20 protein-coding genes are annotated in these 20,274 nt (G+C 73.4%); 17 read left to right on the top strand and 3 right to left on the bottom strand.

The genetic code is table 11. From position 1 onward, the window contains the following. Positions 1 to 422 precede the first annotated feature (422 nt). The 5 genes from RZ50_RS26835 (at position 423) to RZ50_RS26815 (ending at position 5,931) form a co-directional block, all read left to right on the top strand. Positions 423 to 2,294 (top strand): ABC transporter ATP-binding protein, encoded by a 1,872-nt coding sequence (locus tag RZ50_RS26835; protein ID WP_196951470.1) that lies wholly within the window; start codon positions 423 to 425, stop codon positions 2,292 to 2,294. Between the two features lie 154 nt (positions 2,295 to 2,448). After that, a complete protein-coding gene (locus tag RZ50_RS26830; RefSeq protein WP_196951469.1) occupies positions 2,449 to 2,853 on the top strand; it encodes a hypothetical protein in 405 nt (134 codons plus the stop codon). Between the two features lie 27 nt (positions 2,854 to 2,880). Next, entirely contained in the window at positions 2,881 to 3,687 is an 807-nt protein-coding gene (locus RZ50_RS26825) for a nucleotidyltransferase domain-containing protein (RefSeq protein WP_196951468.1), read from the top strand. A gap of 118 nt (positions 3,688 to 3,805) precedes the next feature. Continuing rightward, positions 3,806 to 5,026 (top strand): glycosyltransferase, encoded by a 1,221-nt coding sequence (locus RZ50_RS26820; protein ID WP_196951489.1) that lies wholly within the window; start codon positions 3,806 to 3,808, stop codon positions 5,024 to 5,026. 149 nt (positions 5,027 to 5,175) lie between these two features. After that, a complete protein-coding gene (locus RZ50_RS26815; protein WP_196951467.1) occupies positions 5,176 to 5,931 on the top strand; it encodes an alpha/beta fold hydrolase in 756 nt (251 codons plus the stop codon). Positions 5,932 to 5,990: 59 nt separating this feature from the next. Here the strand turns inward: RZ50_RS26815 and RZ50_RS26810 are convergent, their stop codons facing one another. After that, entirely contained in the window at positions 5,991 to 6,881 is an 891-nt protein-coding gene (locus RZ50_RS26810; protein ID WP_196951466.1) for an LLM class F420-dependent oxidoreductase, read from the bottom strand. A 181-nt stretch (positions 6,882 to 7,062) separates the two neighbouring features. Here RZ50_RS26810 and RZ50_RS26805 point away from each other — a divergent pair, with 181 nt between their 5' ends. The 10 genes from RZ50_RS26805 to RZ50_RS26760 all read left to right on the top strand — a co-directional run bounded on the left by RZ50_RS26805 (position 7,063) and on the right by RZ50_RS26760 (position 15,615). Then, the gene (locus RZ50_RS26805; RefSeq protein ID WP_196951465.1) at positions 7,063 to 7,809 is read left to right on the top strand and encodes a dienelactone hydrolase family protein; all 747 of its coding nucleotides are present in this window, start codon (positions 7,063 to 7,065) and stop codon (positions 7,807 to 7,809) included. A gap of 417 nt (positions 7,810 to 8,226) precedes the next feature. After that, positions 8,227 to 9,219, top strand: coding sequence for an urea transporter (locus tag RZ50_RS26800; protein WP_196951464.1), 993 nt, complete (start codon positions 8,227 to 8,229; stop codon positions 9,217 to 9,219). Positions 9,220 to 9,310: 91 nt separating this feature from the next. Beyond that, positions 9,311 to 9,616 carry an urease subunit gamma gene (locus tag RZ50_RS26795; RefSeq protein WP_196951463.1) on the top strand — a complete coding sequence of 102 codons (306 nt, stop codon included), beginning with the start codon at positions 9,311 to 9,313 and terminating at the stop codon, positions 9,614 to 9,616. A gap of 3 nt (positions 9,617 to 9,619) precedes the next feature. Further along, positions 9,620 to 10,474 (top strand): sirohydrochlorin chelatase, encoded by an 855-nt coding sequence (locus RZ50_RS29970; RefSeq protein ID WP_196951462.1) that lies wholly within the window; start codon positions 9,620 to 9,622, stop codon positions 10,472 to 10,474. A 23-nt stretch (positions 10,475 to 10,497) separates the two neighbouring features. Then, on the top strand, positions 10,498 to 10,938 hold the full coding sequence (locus RZ50_RS26785) for an urease subunit beta (protein ID WP_196951461.1): 441 nt from the start codon (positions 10,498 to 10,500) through the stop codon (positions 10,936 to 10,938). Further along, a complete protein-coding gene (ureC, locus tag RZ50_RS26780) occupies positions 10,938 to 12,662 on the top strand; it encodes an urease subunit alpha (protein WP_196951460.1) in 1,725 nt (574 codons plus the stop codon). The genes RZ50_RS26785 and ureC overlap by 1 nt, the downstream gene beginning before the upstream one ends. A gap of 68 nt (positions 12,663 to 12,730) precedes the next feature. Continuing rightward, positions 12,731 to 13,423: an urease accessory protein UreF gene (locus RZ50_RS26775; protein WP_196951488.1), complete on the top strand. Its 693-nt coding sequence runs from the start codon at positions 12,731 to 12,733 to the stop codon at positions 13,421 to 13,423. Between the two features lie 36 nt (positions 13,424 to 13,459). Further along, positions 13,460 to 14,080: an urease accessory protein UreG gene (gene ureG / locus RZ50_RS26770; RefSeq protein ID WP_196951459.1), complete on the top strand. Its 621-nt coding sequence runs from the start codon at positions 13,460 to 13,462 to the stop codon at positions 14,078 to 14,080. A gap of 44 nt (positions 14,081 to 14,124) precedes the next feature. Next, on the top strand, positions 14,125 to 15,087 hold the full coding sequence (locus RZ50_RS26765) for an urease accessory protein UreD (protein ID WP_196951487.1): 963 nt from the start codon (positions 14,125 to 14,127) through the stop codon (positions 15,085 to 15,087). A gap of 321 nt (positions 15,088 to 15,408) precedes the next feature. Beyond that, entirely contained in the window at positions 15,409 to 15,615 is a 207-nt protein-coding gene (locus RZ50_RS26760) for a hypothetical protein (RefSeq protein WP_196951458.1), read from the top strand. A gap of 203 nt (positions 15,616 to 15,818) precedes the next feature. Here RZ50_RS26760 and RZ50_RS26755 read toward each other — a convergent pair whose 3' ends face one another. Both RZ50_RS26755 and RZ50_RS29965 read right to left on the bottom strand, forming a co-directional pair. Further along, positions 15,819 to 16,262: a protein phosphatase gene (locus RZ50_RS26755; RefSeq protein WP_196951457.1), complete on the bottom strand. Its 444-nt coding sequence runs from the start codon at positions 16,260 to 16,262 to the stop codon at positions 15,819 to 15,821. A 42-nt stretch (positions 16,263 to 16,304) separates the two neighbouring features. Then, a complete protein-coding gene (locus RZ50_RS29965; protein WP_305853065.1) occupies positions 16,305 to 17,642 on the bottom strand; it encodes a LuxR C-terminal-related transcriptional regulator in 1,338 nt (445 codons plus the stop codon). Between the two features lie 148 nt (positions 17,643 to 17,790). Here RZ50_RS29965 and RZ50_RS26745 point away from each other — a divergent pair, with 148 nt between their 5' ends. Together RZ50_RS26745 and RZ50_RS26740 are read left to right on the top strand one after the other, a co-directional pair. Next, positions 17,791 to 18,726 (top strand): NADP-dependent oxidoreductase, encoded by a 936-nt coding sequence (locus tag RZ50_RS26745; protein ID WP_196951456.1) that lies wholly within the window; start codon positions 17,791 to 17,793, stop codon positions 18,724 to 18,726. Positions 18,727 to 19,026: 300 nt separating this feature from the next. Beyond that, positions 19,027 to 19,758, top strand: a complete 732-nt coding sequence (locus tag RZ50_RS26740) for an MIP family channel protein (protein WP_196951455.1) — start codon at positions 19,027 to 19,029, stop codon at positions 19,756 to 19,758. The last annotated feature ends 516 nt before the right edge of the window (positions 19,759 to 20,274 follow it).

The raw sequence follows: 20,274 nt of genomic DNA, 5'->3' as shown, positions 1-20,274 counted from the left end.
GGCGGAGCCCGTCCGTCACCCGGAGCGAGCAGTGAAGCTGCGCGTTCGGTCGGCACCCGGATACTGGAGATGTGGGAGGGACCAGGGCGGATCTCCGCTTCCGGCCCCGCCGGACGGATCCCGACCACAAACGGCAGATCCGGTGCAGCTTCTTCGCATCTCCCAGCAAACCAACGCCTCGGCGGGGGTCCTGGGTGTGCGTAGCACTGGTGCGACGAGAGAAAAGAGCCGCAAATGAGTTACTTCGACCGTCGAGGCCATGGTGGACGAGGACGTCGTCGTCGCCACCACCGTCGTCGTCGCTTCGGCTTCCGATGACGGGAACCGGCTGAGTCGGATTGCCCCGAGCAACCCGACATAGCTGACAACCTGGGGGCCGGCGGTGCCACCGCCGGCCCCTTTCATCATGAACGGGGTGCGCCATGCGCCGAGTTGCGGCCTCGGGGGGCCACGGGTCCCCGGGGGACGGCGGGATCGGGGACAGCGGGATCCCGGGCAAACAGGGGGAAGGGACGGCCATCGACCGGGCGCCGGAGACCGACGCCCAGGGGCCGGTGGCGGACTCGCCGGCCATCCCGGTGGGTGAACTCCTCCGACGGTTCTGGCCCTGGGTACGCCCGGACGTGCGCTGGCTCCCGTTGAGCGCCGTCCTGTTGGTGCTCGGCGCGTTCGGAGAAGTCGTCTCGGTCTGGCTGTTCAAGGACCTCATCGACGACGTCCTCGTACCACGGGAGTTCGCCGACTTCTGGCCGCTCGCCGGAGCCATGCTCGGCGCCGCCGTCGCGGCCGCCCTGCTCACCTTCGCCGGCACCTACACCAGCACCAGGACCGCCGAACGCTACATGCTGCGGCTGCGCACCGACACCCTCGCCCACCTGCACACCCTGCCGCCCGACACCCTGGAGATCCGCTGGCGCGGCGACCTCGTCGCCCGGATGACCTCCGACATCGCGGCGATCGAACAACTGGTGGCGACCGGCATGGTCGAAGGCGCCGTCGCCGGCGTCAGCCTCCTGCTGTTCACCGGCGCCGCGTTCTACCTCAGTTGGCCGCTCACGGTGGCCGCACTGCTCGCCGCCCCCCTCTTCATCCTCGCCACCGGTCTGTTCGGGCGGCGCATCCGCATCCGTGAACGCCAGGTCCAGCGCCGAGCCGGCGGTGTCACCGCGCTGTTGGAGGAGTCGCTGCGCAACGTGGTCGTCGCCCGGAGCTACGGGCAGGAGCACCGCGAGGTCGAACGGGTCCACCGCGAGGGCCTGGCCCTGCTCGACGCCGAACTCGCCTCGGCCAGGGTCGCCGACCTCTACCAGCCGTTCCTCAGCGTGCTGGAACTGCTCGCCGCGCTGGTCGTGGTGGGCGTCGGCGCGTACGAGGTCATCCACGGGAACCTGAGCCTCGGCGGGCTGCTCGCCTTCGCCGCCTTCATGGCCCAGCTGTTCGAACCCGTTCAGCAGCTCTCCGGGCTGATCCCGCTGGCCGGCGCCGCCGGCGCCTCCGGCGAACGCGTCCTGGAACTGCACGACATGACCAGCCCCGTACGGGAGGGCGACGACGCCCGGGACCCGGGCCCCGTGCGCGGCCGCGTCACCTTCGACGGCGTGCGCGCCGCCTACCCGGTCGTCGGCGGCGGCAGCGGCCCGCCGGTCCTCACCGACCTGGCCTTCGACCTGTCACCCGGCGAGACCCTGGCCGTCATCGGCCCCAGCGGCAGCGGCAAGTCCACCCTCGCCAAGCTCCTCGTCCGCTTCCTCGACCCCGAGGCCGGCACGATCAGCCTCGACGGCCACGACACCCGCGGCCTCACCCTCGCCGCCCTGCGCCAGGCCGTCACCCTGCTGCCGCAGCAGGCCCCGCTCTTCCACGCGACCATCGCCGACAACATCGCCTACGGCCGCCCGGACGCCCCGCGCGCCGACATCGAGGGCGCGGCCCGCGCGGCCGGCGCCCACGGCTTCGTCACCGCCCTCCCCGACGGCTACGGCACGGTCATCGGCGCCGACGGCTTCCAGCTCTCCGGCGGCCAGAGCCAGCGCATCGCCATCGCCCGCGCCTTCCTGCGGGACACCCCGGTCCTCGTCCTCGACGAACCCACCACCGGCCTCGACCCGCGCACCGTCCAGCAGCTCATCCCCCCGCTGCGCCGCCTTATGTCCGGTCGCACCACCATCCTGATCACCCACGACCCCACCCTGCTGCCCCTCGCCGACCACGTCCTCACCCTGGAACCGCCCGCGCCCGTCAGGGGCCGGAAGTCACGGCGGCGCGGGCACGTGCTCACCCGGCAGGCGCAGTAGGGGGAGCCTCCTTCGCGGGGCTCCCGGGGCGTGGGGGGATGCGCCGTTCGGGGAATACTGCCGGGATGCTGCTGACGTGGATCGCCGAACTGGCCGATGAGCCCCTGGTGCTGGAGCCGGCCGATCGGCGGGTGGAGTGGAGGACCAACACCTGGTGGCTGTGCGCCGAGGTCGACGACCGGCGGGCGGCGGCGCCGAGCGCGCGGACGAGCTGGAGGAGCTGCTGCGGGAGGCGATGGACGAGCTCGGCGTCGTGATGCCGGAGCAGGGCCTGGCCGAGCGGTGCCTGGTGCGTCACCTGGCCGCCGCTCTGACCGCCGGGGAGCTCACCCCGAAGGAGGCCGCCGCCCAGGTCTGGCAGGGCATGGGGGAGAGCGCCACCGAGGTGGAGTGGCGGTTCGTCGAGACGGTCACCGTGGAGTGCTGCCCTTCCTGTCTGGAGGAGCAGGAGACGGACAACCCGGAGGCGTTCCACGCCTGGGAGCGGAAGCTGCGGGCGGCCGCCGCGACGCTCGCGGTGGCCGAGGACGATCCGCGGGTGGGCGGCCACCGGCGCTGAACGCGCCCGCCTGCCACACTGCCCGGTATGCGAGCGGACATCGAACGGATGGCGGGCCAACTGGCGCAGGTGCCGGGTGTGGTGGGGGTGATGCTCGGCGGGAGCCGGGCACGCGGGGAGGAGCGGCCGGGGTCGGACTGGGACCTCGGGGTGTACTACCGGGGCGGGTTGGACCTGGACGCGCTGCGCGCGCTGGCCGGGCCGGGGGTCGAGGTGGCCGGGCCGGGCGGCTGGGGGCCGTGGGTGAACGGCGGGGCGTGGCTGCGGGTGGACGGGGTCGCCGTGGACTGGATCCTGCGGGACCTCGACCGGGTCGAGCGGGTGTGGGCGGACTGCCGTGAGGGCCGGTACGAGGTGGGCGTGCAGGCCGGGCACCCGCTGGGGTTCTGGTCGCCCTGCTACCCGGGCGAGGTCGCGCTCGGGCGCGTACTCGCCGATCCCGCAGGGGAGTTGGCCGCGCTCCGGACGCAGACCGCGAACTACCCCGAGGCGCTGCGCGGTGCGCTGACGGCGGCCGTGTGGGAGGCGGAGTTCCTGGTCGGTGTCGCGGCGAAGGGGGCGGCGCGGGCGGACGTCCTGTACGTCTCGCTCTGCCTGTCCCGGGCGGTCGGGGTGCTGGTGCAGGCGCTGTACGCGCACCACCGCCGCTGGTGCCTGAACGAGAAGGGGGCGCTCGCTGCGGTTGAGCAACTCACGGACGTTCCACGGGACTTCGGGTCGCGCGTGCGCGGCCTGCTGGGGGCGCCGGGGGAGGATGCGGAGGCGCTGACGGAGACCGTGGAGCGGGCGCGGAGGCTGGTCGAGGAGGTCGTGGCGGTGGTCGACTACCGATGAGGACGCTCCTCGCCACTCTCAACCTATAGCGCACGGGGGGCCTTGCCGCAAGGCCCCGGTCGTGCCGCAGAATCTCCAACTCCGGGGCCGGACCCGGGGGGAACGGGAGATGCAAGAGATGCGTGTGGTGTTGTCGACGTACGGTTCGCGCGGGGACGTCCAGCCGCTGGCGGGCCTCGCGGTGCGGCTGCGGGACCTCGGCGCGCAGGTGCGGGTGTGCGCGCCGCCGGACGAGGAGTTCGCGCAGCGGCTGGCCGCCGTCGGGGTGGTGCTCGTCCCGGTCGGGGATCCGGTGCGCCCGCTGGTGAGCGGGCCGCGCCCGGGGCCGGAGGGCTTCTCCCGGCGGGTGGCGGCGCTGCTCGCGCAGTTCCACGCGGCGGTGCTGGCGCAGGCCGAGCCGGACGGCGTGGTGGTGGCGACCGGGCTGCTCCCGGCGGTGGCGGGTGCGCAGTCGGCGGCCGAGCGGCTGGGCGCCCGCTACGTGCACGTCTCCCTGCAGCCGGTCACGCTGCCCTCCCCGGACCACCGGCCGGTCGAGTTCCCGGGCCACCCGTACCCGTCGGAGGTGACGGACCACCGGGAACTGTGGGAGCTCAACATCAGGGCCATCAACGCGCTGTTCGGGAAAGAGGTCAACGCCCACCGGGCGTCGGTCGGGCTGCCAGCCGTGGACAACGTGCGCGACCACGTCTTCACCGACCGACCCTGGCTGGCGACGGACCCGCTGCTCGGCCCCTGGCAGCCGTTCGCCGACCAGGAGATCGTGCAGACCGGCGCCTGGCTGCTGCCGGACGACCGCCCGCTGCCCGCCGACCTGTCGGCGTTCCTGGCGGCGGGCGAGCCGCCGGTGTACGTGGGCTTCGGCAGCATGCCGATGCAGGGCGCGCCGGACGCCGCCCAGGTCGCGGTCGAGGCGGTCCGGGCGCAGGGGCGGCGGCTGGTGCTCGCCCGGGGCTGGGCGGACCTGTCGGTGGCCGACGGAGGTGACGACTGCTTCGCCGTCGGCGAGGTCAACCAGCAGGCGCTGTTCCCCCGGGTCGCCGCCGTCGTCCACCACGGCGGCGCGGGCACCACCACCGCGGCCACGCTGGCCGGGGTGCCGCAGGTGGTGGTGCCGCAGATCGTGGACCAGCCCTACTGGGCCGAGCGGGTCGCCGAGTTGGGCATCGGCGCCGCCCACGACGGGCCGAACCCGACCGTCGACTCGCTGTCCGCCGCTCTTGAGCAGGCCCTGGCCCCGCAGACCGCGGCGCGGGCGGCGGCGGTCGCGGGCGGGATCCGCACGGACGGCACGACGGTGGCGGCGCGGCTGCTGCTCGGCGACGCCGCGGCGGGCTGAGGGCTGGCGTGGTGGAGTGGAAAGTTGCCCCCCTGGCGCGAGGGCAGGGGGCGGGCGGGGCGTACGGGGCCGGTACGGGGTGCGGCGAGGGGTTCTGCTCCGGGACAAACCGGTTGGGGGACCGGCAGGGGCGTCACTAGCATCCGCGCATGGTGATTTCTCACGACGTATCAGGCAGCGGGCCCGCCGTGGTGCTGCTGCACTCCTCGGTGTGCGACCGGCGGATGTGGGACGCGCAGTGGCAGCCGCTGGTCGACGCGGGGTACCGGGTGGTCCGGTGCGACTTCCGCGGCTTCGGCGACTCGCCGCTCGCGGACGGTCCGTACAGCGACACCGGGGACGTGCTGGCGCTGCTCGACCACCTGGGGATCGAGTCCGCGGTGTTCGTCGGTGCCTCGTACGGTGGGCGGATCGCCCTGACGGCGGCGGCGTTGCACCCGGAGGTGGTCACCGCGCTGGCCCTGCTGTGCCCGGGGATGCCCGGACACCGGCCGAGCGAGTCGCTGAAGCGGGACTTCGGTGCGCGCGAGGACGCGCTGCTGGAGGCCGGGGACATCGCGGGGGCCGTCGAGTTGAACGTCGAGACCTGGCTGGGCCCGGAGGCGGGGGAGGCGGCCCGCGAGTCCGTCCGGCTGTGGCAGCGGCACGCCTTCGAGGTGCAGGCGGAGGCGAAGTTCGGGTCGGACCGGGAGGAGGTCGACCTCGGCCGGATCACGGCCCCCGCGCTGGTCGTCGGCGCCGCGTACGACGTGCCGGACTTCCGCGAGATCGCGGCCGTGCTGCCCTCCCGCGTGCCGAACGCCCGCCACGTCGAGCTGCCCTGGGCCGGGCACCTGCCGAACCTGGAGCGCCCGGCGGAGATCACGGAGCTGCTGCTCTCGTTCCTGCGGGAGCGGCAGCCGTAGTGCGGTGGCGTGGAGTGGGAGGTCGGCCGGTCCGACTTCCCACTCCACGCCGGGGGCGTTCATTCGCCGCGCAGTTCCTCGATGACCGGGGCGAAGGCCTCCATCGCGGGTTCCAGGACGGTGATGTACGAGAAGCCGTAGCGCTCGCGCTGTGCGCGCAGCTGGTCGGCCATCTGGCGGACCGTGCCGAGGAGCAGGACCGGCAGGTCGAGGGCCTCGTCCTCGCCCAGGTGCGCCAGCCGGGGCAGGTACGGCCGCAGGGCGGCGCGGCGGTCGTCCGCGACCTCGACGCTGTGGACCAGGAGGTTCAGCTCGGCCGGTTCGGCGCGGTCGGCGGCGAACCGCCGGTAGGCGGCGACGCGTTCGTCCAGCTGGTCGGCGGTGAGCATGATGGGCGGGCCGCTCGGGTCGTCCGGGTCGGTACGGGCTCCGCTGAAGGCGGCGATGTCGGCGTGCCGGGCGGTCAGCCGCAGGATGCGGTCGCCGTTGCCGCCGATCAGCAGCGGCGGCCGGGGGCGCTGGAGCGGTTGCGGGACGAAGTCGTCCGAGGCGTACCACCGGTCCAACTCCTCGACGGTGCGCTGGAGATGGGACACGCGCTCGCCGGGCTTGCCGAAGGGCAGGCCGGCCGCGTCGTGCTCCGCCCGCACGTAGCCGGTGCCGAGCCCCAGCTCCAGCCGGCCGCCGGTGAGTTGGTCGGTGGTGGCGACCTCGCGGGCGAGCAGGGTCGGGTTCCAGAAGGCGGAGTTGAGGACGAAGGTGCCGAGCCGGGGCCGTTCGGTGGCCTCGGCCGCGGCGATCAGGGCGGGGAAGGGCGCGGGCATGCCCAGGTGGTCGGGAACCTTGATCACGTCGTAGCCGAGGGCCTCCGCCGTACGGCACTTCTCGCGCCACCGGCTGCGCTCGGCCGGGGTCATCAGGTTGACGCCGAACCGGAACGGGCGGGTCATGAACTCTCCTCACGGGCGGACGGGGTGGCCGCGTCGGTGTCCAAGGGTGCGGCGCTGTTGATCAGTTCACCACCCGATCGCGATCTTGGCCAGAATCCCCATGTGCCGCCGGTGTGGTGGATGCCGGCCGGGGTTGCGGAAATCCGGTGCTCGAACAGGTGTTGGGGGTGATGATGGGGGCGTGCACTTCACCTCGGAGAGCGGGCCGGACGGCGTCGCGCAGCGGCGGTTCACCGTCGACGGAGTTCCCGGCGTGCTCTGGCTGCCGGAGGGATCGGAGCCCGGCGGGCTGCCCCTGGTGCTGCTGGCACACGGTGGCGGGCAGCACAAGACGGCGCGGGGGGTGGTGGAACGCGCGCGCAGGTGCGTGACGCGGTACGGCTGCGCGGCGGTGGCGCTCGACGCCCCCGGGCACGGGGAGCGGAAGCGCAGCGCCCAGGACGAGCGGTTCGCCACCGAGATCGGGGAGTTGCTGGCAGCGGGGCGGCCGATCAGCGCATGGGTGACGCGGCACACGGCGGCGCTCGCGGAGCGGGCCGTGCCCGAGTGGCGGGCGGTGCTGGACGCGCTGGAGGCGGCGGGGGAGGGCTTCGGGCCGGTCGGGTACTGGGGGCTGTCGCTGGGGAGCGTGGTCGGGATCCCGCTGGTGGCGGCCGAACGGCGGATCGCGGCGGCGGTGTTCGGGCTGACCGGGCGGACCGCGCCGACGGAGGAGGCCGGGCGGGTCGGCGTGCCGCTGCGGTTCCTCCTCCAGTGGGACGACGAACTGGTGCCGCGCGAGGCGGCGTTGGCGCTGTTCGGTGAGCTCGGATCCAGGGAGAAGACGCTGCACGCCAACTCCGGCGGGCACACGGCGGTGCCGGACTCCGAGCTGGCGTCCTCGGAGCGCTTCCTCTGCCGGCACCTGCGGTCGGGGGCCGGTTCCTGAACGGGGCCCGTAGCACGTCGGGCACCGTTTCCGGGCCGCGCACGCCCGTTTTCCGGTGCCAGCACATTTCCACCACACCACACCCTTGCTTCACAGCGTTTCCACAGATGTCGGTGTCCGTATTGCCGGGACGGCGCGACTTTGTGCCGGATTTCTTGGCATGGCCATATTCCGGCTCCTGTCAGTAGCGAGTAAAACTTCGCAAAGAATTGCCCTCCTCAACCACTTGTCCGGGCCGCTGTTCAACAGAATGTTGCAGCTCAGGGGCGTGATGGTCACCCTCGGTGCATTTGACGTAACACAACGCCCCCATCCCGTGCGGCAATCCGCAGGAGTACGGTTCCCCACGAATCGCCGAACGGGCTCCCGAGTAATCTCCCGAGCACTCTCGGCCGTACCGGGAAATTGGTGCGCAGTATGGCTCGACAAAAGGGGGAAGGGGCTTCGGCTGAAGCCCCCGAAGGGCCTTCCGGGGCTACCCGTCCGATATCCGTCAAGTTAGTCGTGGAAGTCCTGCGCGGCGTCGCCCAGGTCGATTTCATGCCGTCCGCCGTGTGCGGACTCTTCTTCGTCGCCGCACTGTTCGCCGCCGGCTGGCAGTACGGCCTCTACGGCCTGCTCGGCAGCGCCGTCTCCACCGCCGTCGCGTACGGCCTCGGGCTCCGGCGGGACACCATCGAGGCCGGGCTGACCGGGTACAACGGGTGCCTGGTGGCGCTCGGCTGCGCGGTCTTCCTCGGGCCCGGACACCCGGCCACCGTCGTGGTCGCCGTGCTCGGCGCCGCCGTCGCCGTGGTGGTCACGGCGGGCCTCGGGACGCTGCTGGAGGGCCGGGGGCTCCCCGCGCTGACCGCGCCGTTCTGCCTGGTCGCCACCGCCATCACGGCCGCGGCGCCCGGCCTGCGGCACCTGTGGCACCAGGACGCCGGCCCGGCCGCGCTGCCCGTGCCGGCCACCGGGGCGACCGGGCTGAGCTGGGAACAGCTCTGGCACGGGTTCCTCGCCAACATCGGCCAGATCTTCTTCATGCCGCAGTGGTACGTCGGCCTGCTGTTCCTGGCCGGGCTGTTCGTCGCCAGCCGACCGGCCGGGCTGATGGCCTGCGTCGGCAGTGCGACCGCGCTGCTCACCGCTTGGGCCTTCGGCGCGCCCGCCGAGGCCGTCGGGCAGGGACTGCTCGGGTACAGCGGGGTGCTGGTGGCGCTCGCGCTGTGCGGGGTGTTCGTCGCCCCCGGCGGCTGGAGTGCGGCCTACGCCGTGCTCGGCGCGGCCGCCGCCACCGTGCTGACCCCGGCGCTCGGCGCGCTGGCCGCGCCGTTCGGCGGCCATGCCTTCACCTGGCCGTTCGTCCTGACGACCATGCTGTTCCTGGCGGCGGTACCGGCGGTTCCCCGACTGCGCAGGATCTGATTCCGGCCGGTTCCGCGGCCGGCCCCGGCAGGCGTTTTCCGTCCAACTCCCTTGCATTTCATCGGATTCTCGGAAAGGAAGAGTGATTCCCGTGAATCTCTCCCCACGTGAGATGGACAAGCTCTACATCTACGTCGTGGCCGATCTGGCCCGCAAACGCCGCGACCGCGGCGTCAAGCTCAACTACAGCGAGGCCTGCGCGCTGATCAGCGAGGCCATCATGGAGGGCGCCCGGGACGGCCGCACCGTCGCCGAGTGCATGGAGATCGGCAAGCAGGTCGTCAGCGGCGCGGACGTCATGCCCGGCGTGCGCGAGATGCTGCCGCTGCTCCAGGTCGAGGCCGCCTTCGTGGACGGCACCAAGCTGGTCTCCTGCCACGACCCGGTGGGTGCCTGAACGATGGCACCCGCCACGCCCGCGACGGTCGTCCTGGCCGGCGGGCACGAGAGCGACGGCGGCCGCGACCTGGCCGCCCTGGTGGACCGCGAGCCCACCGTGCACGCCGCGGCCGCCGCGGGCCGACCGCTCGCCGAAGCCGTACGGTCCGCGCTGGCCGCGGGCGACGGACCGGTGTGCGTCGTACCGATGACCCTCGGCCGCGACCCCAGGCTGATCGCCGACACCGCCCGCGCCCTGCGCTGGCTCGCCGCCGACGAAGGCCGGGGCCGGCTCGCGCTCACCGCGCCCTTCGGCGCCGCCGAGCACCTGATCGGCTGGCTGAGGGCCGCGGCGGCGAGCAGCGAGCAGGGCGCGGTGCTGGTCACCGCCCCGGCGGCCGGCCCCTTCGAGGACGCCGAACTCTTCCGGATCGCCCGGCTGGTCCGCCAGTACGGCCGGCACCGCTGGGTCGAGGTGGCCCTCGCGGGCGGCGACCCGGACCCGGCCGAGGGCGCCGAACGCTGCCGCCTGCTCGGCGCGGCGGAGGTGACGGCCGTACCGGCCTCCTTCGGCCCGGCGCTGCGCACCGCCCTGCCCGGCGTCCGGGACGGCGGGCCGCTGCTGCGGCCGTCCGCGATCGCCGGGGTGGTCGCGGCCCGTACGGCGGCGGCGCTGCACCTGCTCGGGCACGGCGAGGACGGCATCCTGGCCGGCCTCGACGCCGAGCACGGGCACGGCTACGCGCACAGCCACGGGCCGGGCGAGAACCACCACCACGGGCCGGGCGAAGAGCACGGCCACGGCCACCACGGCCACACGCACTCCCACGCGCACAAGCCCCACGCGCACACCCCCCACGTACACACCCCCCACTGAACCGGCAGAGAGGAAGGCCAGCCATGTCTGGTGGCGCCGCATACCTGTACGGCGACGACCCGGTGGAGATCAACGCCGGCCGCGCCAAGGCCACCATCACGGTCAGCAACACGGGGGACCGGGCGATCCAGGTCGGTTCCCACTACCACTTCTTCGAGGCCAATCGCGCCCTCGACTTCGACCGCAACGCCGCCTTCGGCAAGCACCTCGACATCCCGTCCGGCACCGCCGTCCGCTTCGAGCCCGGCGACACCAAGGACGTCACGCTCGCCGAATTCGGCGGCCACCGCCGCTTGGTGGGCTTCGCCAACCTCGTCGACGGCGGCACCACCGCCCGCGACACCCGCGCCCGGGCCCTCGACCGGGCGATCGCCCTCGGCTTCAAGGGCACCAACCTCGACCACAAGGAAGACCTGCACGGCAGCGACTTCCACACGGAGACCCGCCAGGAAGGCGACCGCTGATGGCCACTCTCTCCCGCAAGCAGTACACCGACCTCTTCGGCCCCACCGTCGGCGACCGCTTCCACCTCGCCGACACCAATCTCGTGGTCGAGGTCGAGAAGGACCACAACCAGGGCCACTACGGCGACGAGGCCGTGTACGGCGGAGGCAAGGCCATCCGCGACGGCATGGCCCAGGACCCGGCCGCCACCTCCGTGCAGGGCGCGCTCGACCTCGTCATCACCAACGTCGTCGTCATGGACCCGGTGCTCGGCGTCGTCAAGGGCGACATCGGCGTCAAGGACGGCTTCATCGTCGCCGTCGGCAAGGCCGGCAACCCGCACACCCAGAGCGGCGTGCACCCCAGGCTGGTGATCGGCCCCGGCACCGAGGTGATCTCCGGCGAGCACCTGATCGCCACCGCCGGCGGCATCGACACCCACATCCACTTCATCGCCCCGCAGCAGGTGCAGGAGGCGCTGAGCAACGGCATCACCACCCTGATCGGCGGCGGCACCGGCCCGTCCGACGGCACCAACGGCACCACCTGCACCCCCGGCCCGTGGAACATCCACCGGATGTACCAGGCGGTCGAGGACCTCCCCGTCAACGTCGGCCTGCTCGGCAAGGGCAACGGCTCGCTGCCCGGCGCGCTGCGCGAGCAGGTCGAGGCGGGCGTGTGCGGCCTCAAGGTGCACGAGGACTGGGGCAGCACCCCGGCCGCGATCGACACCGCGCTCAGCGTCGCCGACGACTACGACGTGCAGGTGGCCATCCACACCGACACCCTCAACGAGGGCGGCTTCTTCGAGGACACCCTCTCCGCGATCGACGGCCGCACCATCCACACCTTCCACACCGAGGGCGCGGGCGGCGGCCACGCCCCCGACATCATGCGGATCGCCGGCGAGCCCAACGTGCTGCCGTCCTCCACCAACCCGACCCTGCCCTACACGGTCAACTCGGTGGACGAACTGCTGGACATGGTGATGGTCTGCCACCACCTCAGCCACGACATCCCCGAGGACGTCTCCTTCGCCGACTCCCGGGTCCGCGCCGAGACCATCGCCGCCGAGACGGTGCTGCACGACGAGGGCGTCATCTCGATCTTCTCCTCCGACTCGCAGGCCATGGGCCGGATCGGAGAGTCCTTCACCCGCGCCTTCCAGACCGCCCACCACTGCAAGGAGCAGCGCGGCAAGCTGGCGGGCGACACCGAGCGCAACGACAACTTCCGGGTGCTGCGCTACCTCGCCAAGCTCACCATCAACCCGGCCATCGCCTCCGGCACCGCCGAGCACATCGGCTCCCTGGAGCCCGGCAAGCTGGCCGACATCGTGCTCTGGCCGATCAACTCCTTCGGCGCCAAGCCCAAGATGGTCATCAAGGGCGGCGTCATCAACTGGGCCCTGATGGGCGACCCGAACGCCTCGCTGCCCACCCCGCAGCCGGTCTACTACCGCCCGATGTACGGGGCGTACGGGCGGACCAGGCAGGCCACCCGGGTGTCCTTCATGTCGCAGGCGGCCATCGACCTCGGCGTCCCGGCCCAACTCGGCCTGGAGAGCCGGGTGCTGCCGGTGCGGCACTGCCGGTCCGTCGGCAAGCAGCACATGGTGCGCAACGACGCGCTGCCGAAGATCGCCGTCGACCCGGAGACGTACAAGGTCACCCTGGACGGCGAGCCGGCCACCATCGAGCCCGCCCGCGAACTGCCGCTCAACCACCTGTTCTACCTCGCGTGAGCGCCTCCGTGGACGCCCCCGTGGACGGCTCCGTGAGCGCCCCCGTGGACGCCTCCGTGGACGTCTCCATGGGCGGCGGACTCGACGCCCTGCTGGTCAGTCTCCAGCTGACCGACTCCGCCTTCCCCAGCGGCTTCTACACCCTCTCGCACGGCCTGGAGGGCTACGCCCAGGCCAAGGCCGTCACCCCGGACACCCTGCCCGGGCTGCTCGCCGACCTGCTGCGGCACGGCGTCGGACCGTCCGACGCCACGGCGCTGGCCCTGGCCCACCGGGCCGCCACCGAGGACGACCGGGAGCTGCTCGTCGAGATCGACCAGCGGCTGCACGCCACCAGGCTCAACCGTGAGCTGCGGCTGGCCTCCACCCGGACGGGGCGCCAACTCCTCGACATCGCACGGGAGTCGGTGGGTGGCGAGCCGCTGGAGTGGTACGCCGAACTGGTCGCCGCCAAGCGCGCCCCCGGCTGCCAGGCGGTCGTCGCCGGGGTCGCCTACGCCTCGGCCGCCGTACCGGTCGAACAGGCCGTCGCCAGCGACCTGTTCGCCTTCTGCACCAGCTTCGTCGGCGCCGCGCTGCGCCTGCGGCTGACCGACCACCGGCGGGCGCAGGTGGTGCTGAGGGCGGCCTCCCCGGTGATCCGGGAGGTCGTGTCGGCGGCGCTGGTACGGGAGTTGGCGGACCTGGGCGGCTGCGTGCCGATCGCGGACGCGATGTCCGGACGGCACGAGCGGGCCGAGGCACGGCTGTTCGCGAGCTGAACACATCTGTCGAGGAAAACGAGCAAGGAGAACAGCATGACCGAGAACGTGCTCCGCGTGGGCATCGGCGGCCCGGTCGGCTCCGGCAAGACGGCGCTGATCGAGGCCCTCGTCCCGGTGCTGATCGAGCGCGGCCACCGCCCGGCGGTCATCACCAACGACATCTACACCCAGGAGGACGCCCAGCACGTGCGCCGCACCCTCGCCGGGGTGCTCGACCCCGAGCGGGTGGTCGGCGTGGAGACCGGCGCCTGCCCGCACACCGCCGTCCGGGACGACCCGACGATGAACCTGGCCGCCGGGGCCGAGATGCTGGAGCGCTTCCCCGACGTCGACACCCTGCTGTTCGAGTCCGGCGGCGACAACCTCACCCTGACCTTCAGCCCGGTGCTGGTCGACCTCTTCCTGTTCGTCCTCGACACCGCCGAGGGCGAGAAGATGCCCCGCAAGCGCGGTCCGGGCATCACCGAGTCGGACCTGCTGGTCATCAACAAGATCGACATCGCCCAGTACGTCCGCGCCGACCTCGGCGTCATGGAGTCCGACGCGCACCGGGTGCGCGAGGGCGGGCCGGTGGTGCTCACCAACTGCCTGACGGGGGAGGGGCTGGAGGAGATCGCGACCTTCCTGGAGACCTTCCGGAAGGTCCCGGCGTGACCGTGCTGACGGGCGTGACCGCGTCGACGGAGGGGCCGGTGCCGATGGAGGGGCCGGTGCCGACGGAGGGGCCGGTGCCCCGGCTCGACCCCCGGCACTACGCGCCGGCCCGCGTCCCGTACGAGGTCCGCCGGCACGCCGGGACGCCCGACACCCTCGGGGTCGGGCGTCCCGGCAAGGTCGGACTGCTGGAGCTCGCCTTCGAGCGGATCGGCGAACGCACCGAACTCACCGGCCACTACCAGAAGTCGCCGTTGCAGATCATGCGCCCGCTCTACTTCGACCCGGCCCGCCCCGACCTCGCCGTCACCCTGCTGATGTCCACCGGCGGCGGCATCCTGCAGGCCGACCGGCTGCGGACGGACATCCGCTGCGGCGCCGACACGGCCGTCCACCTGACCACCCAGGCGGCCACCAAGGTCTACCGGATGGAGCACGACTACGCGACCCAACTCCTCAACCTGGAGGCCGGGCCCGGTGCCTACGTCGAGTACCTGCCCGAGCCGGTGATCCCCTTCGTCGACTCGCGCTTCTACCAGCGCACCGTACTCACCGTCGACCCGGGCGCCACCGTGCTCGTCGGTGAGACCGTCCTCGCCGGACGCCTCGCCCGGGGCGAGCGGAACGCCTACCAGGTGTTCGCCTCCGACCTCGAAGTGCGGCGCCCCGGAGGTGAGCTGGTCGCGCTCGACACCGTCCGGCTGGAGCCCTCGGCCACCGGCGGCGGCGTCACCGGACCGGCCGTCCTCGGCGGACACGACGTGATGTCCAGTCTCTACGTCCTCAGCCCGCTCGCCCCGGCCGCCCGGATCGCCGACACCCTCCACGAGGCACTCGCCGACCGCGGACTGCTGTACGGCGTCAGCGTGCTGCCGCAGGACAGCGGCGCCTGGCTGCGGCTGCTCGACTCCGACACCCGGGCCTGCGCCGCCGCCCTCCGCGCGGCCTGGGACGCCGTGCGGTACCTGCTGATCGGCGCCCCGGCGCCGGACCTGCGGAAGACCTAGCCGGTCCCCGCTTCCCGGTCTCCGCTTCCCGGTCTCGGGGCGGCGGTGGCGGTGGCGCCGTGGCGGGGGCTCCTTCCGGGGAGCGGACGGCGGGCAGGCGCCGGGGAGTGCGCCGGGCACGCCGGGGGCGTTCGCGCCAACCTGGCGGGACGCCATCGGCGCTGCTCAGCGGCGCTGCCGGGGGCGCGTTCACTGGCGGCGCGCCGGGGCGCCCGTGTCCGGTTCCCGGCGGGGTGGTCGTGCGTGTGCCGAGGAAGCGCTGCTACATCCGATGGACGGGCTCGCGGCGCACCGGGTGCCGCGCCCGACCGGGGAGGCGCAGTGGCCAAGCAGGACGACCGGGTCTTCGTACGCGGGTACTGGCGGCGCAGGCCGACGCCCGGCGGCGTCGGCGAGAAGCGCGGCGGCTGGCTGATCGCCGGGGCGGCCGCGGCGCTCTGGCTCTGGGGACACTTCGTCGGGTTCTCCGACACCCCGGCCACCTCGCCGCCGCCGTTGCCGGCCCCGACCGCGATCGGCACTCCCTGATGCCCCGCCCGTCCCACCTGATGTCCCGGCGGAGGCCCTGCCGGGGGCCCGCCTGATCCGCCGCCCACGCGGGGCGGGGGAGCAGGCGGGCGCCGTCCTGGTGGCGGCGGGGCCCGGGCGCCGGTTGACCGCCTCCGGAGCGGATCCCCACCCACGGTGTTCGGTCCGGCCGCCGGTGTCAGGGCTAGACGCCGGTGTTAGGGCTAGCCGCGCCGGCGTTCCACGAACTTGCGCTGCCACGGCGTCTCCACGGCGTGCGGGCTGTAGTGCTCCCGCACGTACGCGACCGCCTGCGCCGCCGGGACGCCGTCCAGCACCGCGATGCAGGCGAGCGCGGTGCCCGTCCGCCCCCGTCCGCCCGCGCAGGCGAGCTCGACGCGCTCGCCCGCGCAGCGCTCCCAGGCCTCGATGAAGGCGTCGGCGGCGTCGGCCCGGTCGGCGGGCAGCCGGAAGTCGGGCCAGCGCACCCAGCGGCTCTCCCAACCGAAGTCCTCCGGCGGCCGGCCCAGCAGGTAGACGCCGAAGGCGGGTCGGGGCCCGGGCGGGAGCGGGTCGAGCAGCCCGCGGCCGCGCAGCAGGCGGCCGGAGGGCAGACGGAGCACGCCGGGGGCGGCGGCGTCCCAGGTGGTGGGCAGGCGTTCGGTCATGTCGGATCCCGGGGCGGCAGGTGCGGGGAGGGCTGCACCGGTTCACGATGCCACGTGCAGGCGCTCCGGCCTCGGCAGGCCCGCGCGGTGGGCCAGGGCCGCCGCCTCGCCGCGCGAGGAGACGTCCAACTTGGCCAGGATGTTGGCCACATGGAACTTCACCGTGGACTCGCTGATGTGCAGCGCAGCCGCGATGTCCCGGTTGCGGCGGCCCCGCGCCAGCTGGTCGAGCACCTCCAGCTCGCGCGGCTGGAGGCCGTCCAGGGGGTCGGTCTCGGGGGCGGCGGGCTCGGGCAGGGCGAGCGGGAGGTCCACGGTCACCGTGGTGCCCCAGCCCGGCACGGCCTCGACGGTGTAGTGCCCGCCGAGGACGGCGACGCGGTCGGCGGTGCGGTGGACGGTGAGGGCGTCGGCGGTGAGCAGGCCGAGTCCGTCGCCGCGCACGACGGCGCGCAGCAGCCCGTCCGCCGCGAAGCTCCAACTCACGTGCAGCCGGGTCGGCTTCTCCTGCTCCAGCATCAGCAGCACGGCCGCCCGGACGGCGTCCCGGGCCGTGTGCGCGGCGTCCGCCGGAACGGACCGGTCGGCCTCCGCCGGGGGAGCGACGTCCAGGCGCACCCTGGTGTGCCGCAGCAGCGGGCCCAGTTCGCGGGCGAGCCGGGCGAAGGCGGTGCCCGCGGGCTCCTCGCTGAGCGTGCGGTCCAGTTCGGCGCCCTGGCGAAGGTCGAGCAGGGCGGTGACGGCCAGCTCGGTGGCGGCGCGGCGGGCGGCGGCGTCGTCCAGGTCGGCCGAGCGCAGCGGCGCCAGGATCGCGGTGAGCGCCGCGCTGTGGGTGCCGGTGAACTCGGCGATGGCGCGGGCCCGGGCGTTGGCGGAGGCGCGGGAGGCGGCCGCGTGGGTGGGGGCGGCGTCGGTGGCGCGGTGGTCGGAGTGGGCGACGGCCAGCTCCCAGAACCGCTGGAGGATGGTGAGCGCTCTCGGCGCCACGGGCTCGGTGCCGGTCCGGACGAGGAGCAGGACGGCCCGGCCGCCGCCGCCCGGCGCGGTCGCGGCGACCACCACCACCGGCCGGGTGCGCCCGGCGAGTTCGGCCTCGCCCTGCCAGGGACGGCCGGACGAGGTGGCCTCGGCCGTTCGGTCGGCCAGCCGGGACAGGTCCAGGCCGCTGATCCGCCTGGCCAGTTCGGGCGTGCCGGAGGCGTAGGAGGGGGAGAAGGTGCAGATGCCGTTGAGCTGTGCGATCACCTCGTGCGGCACGAGGGAGCCGACCACCTCGGCGAGCCGCAGCAGGAGGTCCGGCCGGGGTGTGCTCAGCACCTCGACCGCCCGCGCCAGCGCGTCCTCGGGGCGGCCCCAGTGTTCCTGCCAGGTCTCGTCCATGCCCTGAGCCTAGCCTCGCCGCCGGCTGGGGCGGCCCGTTCCTTCGGCCAGGTCGAACCGTCCGAAGGGCTGGCCGGGCAGCCGCCGCCCGGGGCGCAGGATGGAGTCGTCGGAAGAGAGCAACTCCCGCAAACCCCAAGGACATCCCATGACCAAGGCGATCGCCTTCGCGCAGTACGGCGGCCCGGACGTGCTGCACACCATCGACATCGAGCTGCCCGCCCCCGGGCCCGGCCAGGTGCGGGTCGCGGTCCGCTCGGCGGCCGTCAACCCGATCGACTACAAGCAGCGCAACGGCGCGCTGGCGGAGCGCTTCCCGGTGACCTTCCCCGCCGTGCCCGGCTTCGAGGTGTCCGGCGTGGTGGAGGCCGTCGGCGCCGGGGTGACCGGCTTCGCGCCCGGCGACGAGGTCTTCGGCGCCCTGATGGGCGGCGGCTACGCCGAGCACGCGCTGGTGGGCGTGGACGAGCTGGCCCACAAGCCCGCCACGCTGAGCTGGGAGGAGGCGGCGGCGCTGCCCGGGGCGGCCGAGACCTCCGAACGGGCGCTGGACGTCCTCGGCGTCCAGCCCGGCGAGACGCTGCTGGTGCACGGCGCTGCCGGCGGGGTCGGCACCGTGCTGCTGCAGTTCGCCCGGGCGCGTGGCATCACCGTGATCGGCACCGCGAGCGAGCCCAACCACGCCCACCTGCGTGAGCTCGGCGCCATCCCGGTGACGTACGGCGAGGGCCTGGCCGAGCGGGTGCGGGCGGCCGCTCCGGGCGGGGTGGACCGGGTGCTGGACGCGGCCGGGCAGGGCGGGGTGCTGCCGCTGTCGGTCGAGCTGACGGGCAGCGCGGACCGGGTGGTGACGATCGTGGACTTCGCCGACGCCGGGAAGTACGGCGTCCGCTTCACCGGCGGCGGCGACGGAGAGGTGTACCACCAGCAGGCCTACGCCACCGCGCTCGCCCTGCACGAGGCGGGCAGCCTGCGGCTGCCGCTGCACCGGGTGCTCCCGCTGGCGGAGGCGGCCGAGGCACAGCGGATCAGCGAGCACGGGCACCTGCGCGGCAAGGTCGTCCTGTCGGTGTCGTCCTCCTGACGGTGTCCCCGTCCTGGCGGCGTCGTCCTCCTGACGGGGCCGTCGGCCTGACGGTGTGAGAGCCGCTCGCCGTCCATCCGCCCCGCGTCTTCGTCCCACATCGCTCACGATTGCCCGTTTTGCGTGATGCCCGCCAGTTTCGTACGGTTTCATGCATTCGGAGTAATTCGGCAGGCGGAGCGCCGTGAATACGGCTGTGCGCCGTCCGGCCGACATGCGGTCCCCCGAACGGTCGACCAGGGTTGGCCGGGTACGGGCGGCACCGGGCCGCCTGCCCTGACGGTCAGGAGGACCAGGCGTATGGGTGGAACGGACAGGCGGGCGGTGGTCGGCGAGTTCCTCGGGACCCTGCTGCTGGTGCTGCTGGCGGTGGGTGCCGCGGTTCTCGCGGGTGACCAGATCGGAACGGTGGGCATCGCGCTCGCGTTCGGCTTCGTGCTGCTCGCGCTCGCCTACGCCCTCGGGCCGATCTCCGGTTGCCACGTCAACCCGGCGGTGACTCTCGGCTTCCTGCTGGCCCGCCGGATCGACGGGCGCACGGCCGTGTCGTACTGGGTGGCGCAGGTGCTCGGCGGCATCGCGGGCGCGGCGCTCGTGCTGCTGCTGGCGAAGCAGGTGCCGGGTCTGGAGACGCACGGCAAGCTCGGCACCAACGGCTGGGGCGACCGCTCCCAGGTGCACATCAACGCGGGCGGCGCCTTCCTGACCGAGGTCGTGCTCACCTTCCTGCTGGTGTACGTGGTCCTCGCGGTCACCCACCGACTGGCGGCGGTCGGCTTCGACGGGCTGCCGATCGGCATCGCGCTGGCCGTCGTCCACCTGGTCGGCATCCCGCTCACCGGCACCTCCGTCAACCCGGCGCGCAGCCTCGGCCCGGCGCTGTTCGCCGGCGGCGGGGCGCTCTCCCAGCTGTGGCTGTTCCTGCTCGCCCCGCTGGTCGGCGGCGCGCTCGCGGCGGGGGTGCACCTGTTGACGCACCCGCAGCCGAACCTCCCGGTGGCGGAGGCGCTGGCCACCGACGCGCGGGTCTAGACGTGTAGTACCGATCTGGACGAGTAGTACCGATGTCGGCCAGTGGTCGCAGGTGATCGGTGAGTGGGTGACAGGTCGGCCGGTTGTTCGGTCGAGCCGGATCGCGCGCATCATCGCCAGCGGCCGCTGGCCGGCTCGCGTGGGGGCATTTGGCTCAGGCGCGGAGGCAGGGGTAGAGTCTCCCAGTCGCTCGACAGGGAGCACCGGACACGCATCGGCGCGGACGGTCCCGGAGCGGCCAATCCCTTGAAACATCACTTCCGGTTCGTGCCGGTCGTTTCGCTTTTCGCGTTGCGGCTCGGTGCTTATTTGGCGTGCGCGTTTTATCGGATTGCGGTCGGATTCGCTTTTCGGAGCGGGGGTCGGCTAGAGTTTGAAACGTCGGACAGGGCGTCAAGCCCCGGAAGACACCGGCGAGTTGGATGACGAAGCCCCGGAAACGGAGCGGAAAACATCTGATAAGCTGGAAACACGAAAGAACGAAGCGCCCGGAGGGCCCGCTGGAAGGCGGCTCGA

It is taken from the genome of Kitasatospora sp. SUK 42 (assembly GCF_015776785.2).
Taxonomy (GTDB): domain Bacteria; phylum Actinomycetota; class Actinomycetes; order Streptomycetales; family Streptomycetaceae; genus Kitasatospora.
The sequence above is the reverse complement of the archived record's forward strand: the minus strand, read 5'-3'. Positions and strand labels throughout refer to the sequence as shown.

Excerpts from the sequence above, each read along its gene's own strand:
- RZ50_RS26835 (WP_196951470.1), top strand. The coding sequence starts at position 423 with ATGCGCCGAGTTGCGGCCTCGGGGGGCCACGGGTCCCCGGGGGACGGC.
- RZ50_RS26825 (WP_196951468.1), top strand. The coding sequence starts at position 2,881 with ATGCGAGCGGACATCGAACGGATGGCGGGCCAACTGGCGCAGGTGCCG.
- RZ50_RS26820 (WP_196951489.1), top strand. The coding sequence starts at position 3,806 with ATGCGTGTGGTGTTGTCGACGTACGGTTCGCGCGGGGACGTCCAGCCG.
- RZ50_RS26815 (WP_196951467.1), top strand. The coding sequence starts at position 5,176 with ATGGTGATTTCTCACGACGTATCAGGCAGCGGGCCCGCCGTGGTGCTG.
- RZ50_RS26810 (WP_196951466.1), bottom strand. The coding sequence starts at position 6,881 with ATGACCCGCCCGTTCCGGTTCGGCGTCAACCTGATGACCCCGGCCGAG.
- RZ50_RS26800 (WP_196951464.1), top strand. The coding sequence starts at position 8,227 with ATGGCTCGACAAAAGGGGGAAGGGGCTTCGGCTGAAGCCCCCGAAGGG.
- RZ50_RS29970 (WP_196951462.1), top strand. The coding sequence starts at position 9,620 with ATGGCACCCGCCACGCCCGCGACGGTCGTCCTGGCCGGCGGGCACGAG.
- RZ50_RS26785 (WP_196951461.1), top strand. The coding sequence starts at position 10,498 with ATGTCTGGTGGCGCCGCATACCTGTACGGCGACGACCCGGTGGAGATC.
- ureC (WP_196951460.1), top strand. The coding sequence starts at position 10,938 with ATGGCCACTCTCTCCCGCAAGCAGTACACCGACCTCTTCGGCCCCACC.
- RZ50_RS26775 (WP_196951488.1), top strand. The coding sequence starts at position 12,731 with ATGGGCGGCGGACTCGACGCCCTGCTGGTCAGTCTCCAGCTGACCGAC.
- ureG (WP_196951459.1), top strand. The coding sequence starts at position 13,460 with ATGACCGAGAACGTGCTCCGCGTGGGCATCGGCGGCCCGGTCGGCTCC.
- RZ50_RS26765 (WP_196951487.1), top strand. The coding sequence starts at position 14,125 with ATGGAGGGGCCGGTGCCGACGGAGGGGCCGGTGCCCCGGCTCGACCCC.
- RZ50_RS26755 (WP_196951457.1), bottom strand. The coding sequence starts at position 16,262 with ATGACCGAACGCCTGCCCACCACCTGGGACGCCGCCGCCCCCGGCGTG.
- RZ50_RS29965 (WP_305853065.1), bottom strand. The coding sequence starts at position 17,642 with ATGGACGAGACCTGGCAGGAACACTGGGGCCGCCCCGAGGACGCGCTG.
- RZ50_RS26745 (WP_196951456.1), top strand. The coding sequence starts at position 17,791 with ATGACCAAGGCGATCGCCTTCGCGCAGTACGGCGGCCCGGACGTGCTG.
- RZ50_RS26740 (WP_196951455.1), top strand. The coding sequence starts at position 19,027 with ATGGGTGGAACGGACAGGCGGGCGGTGGTCGGCGAGTTCCTCGGGACC.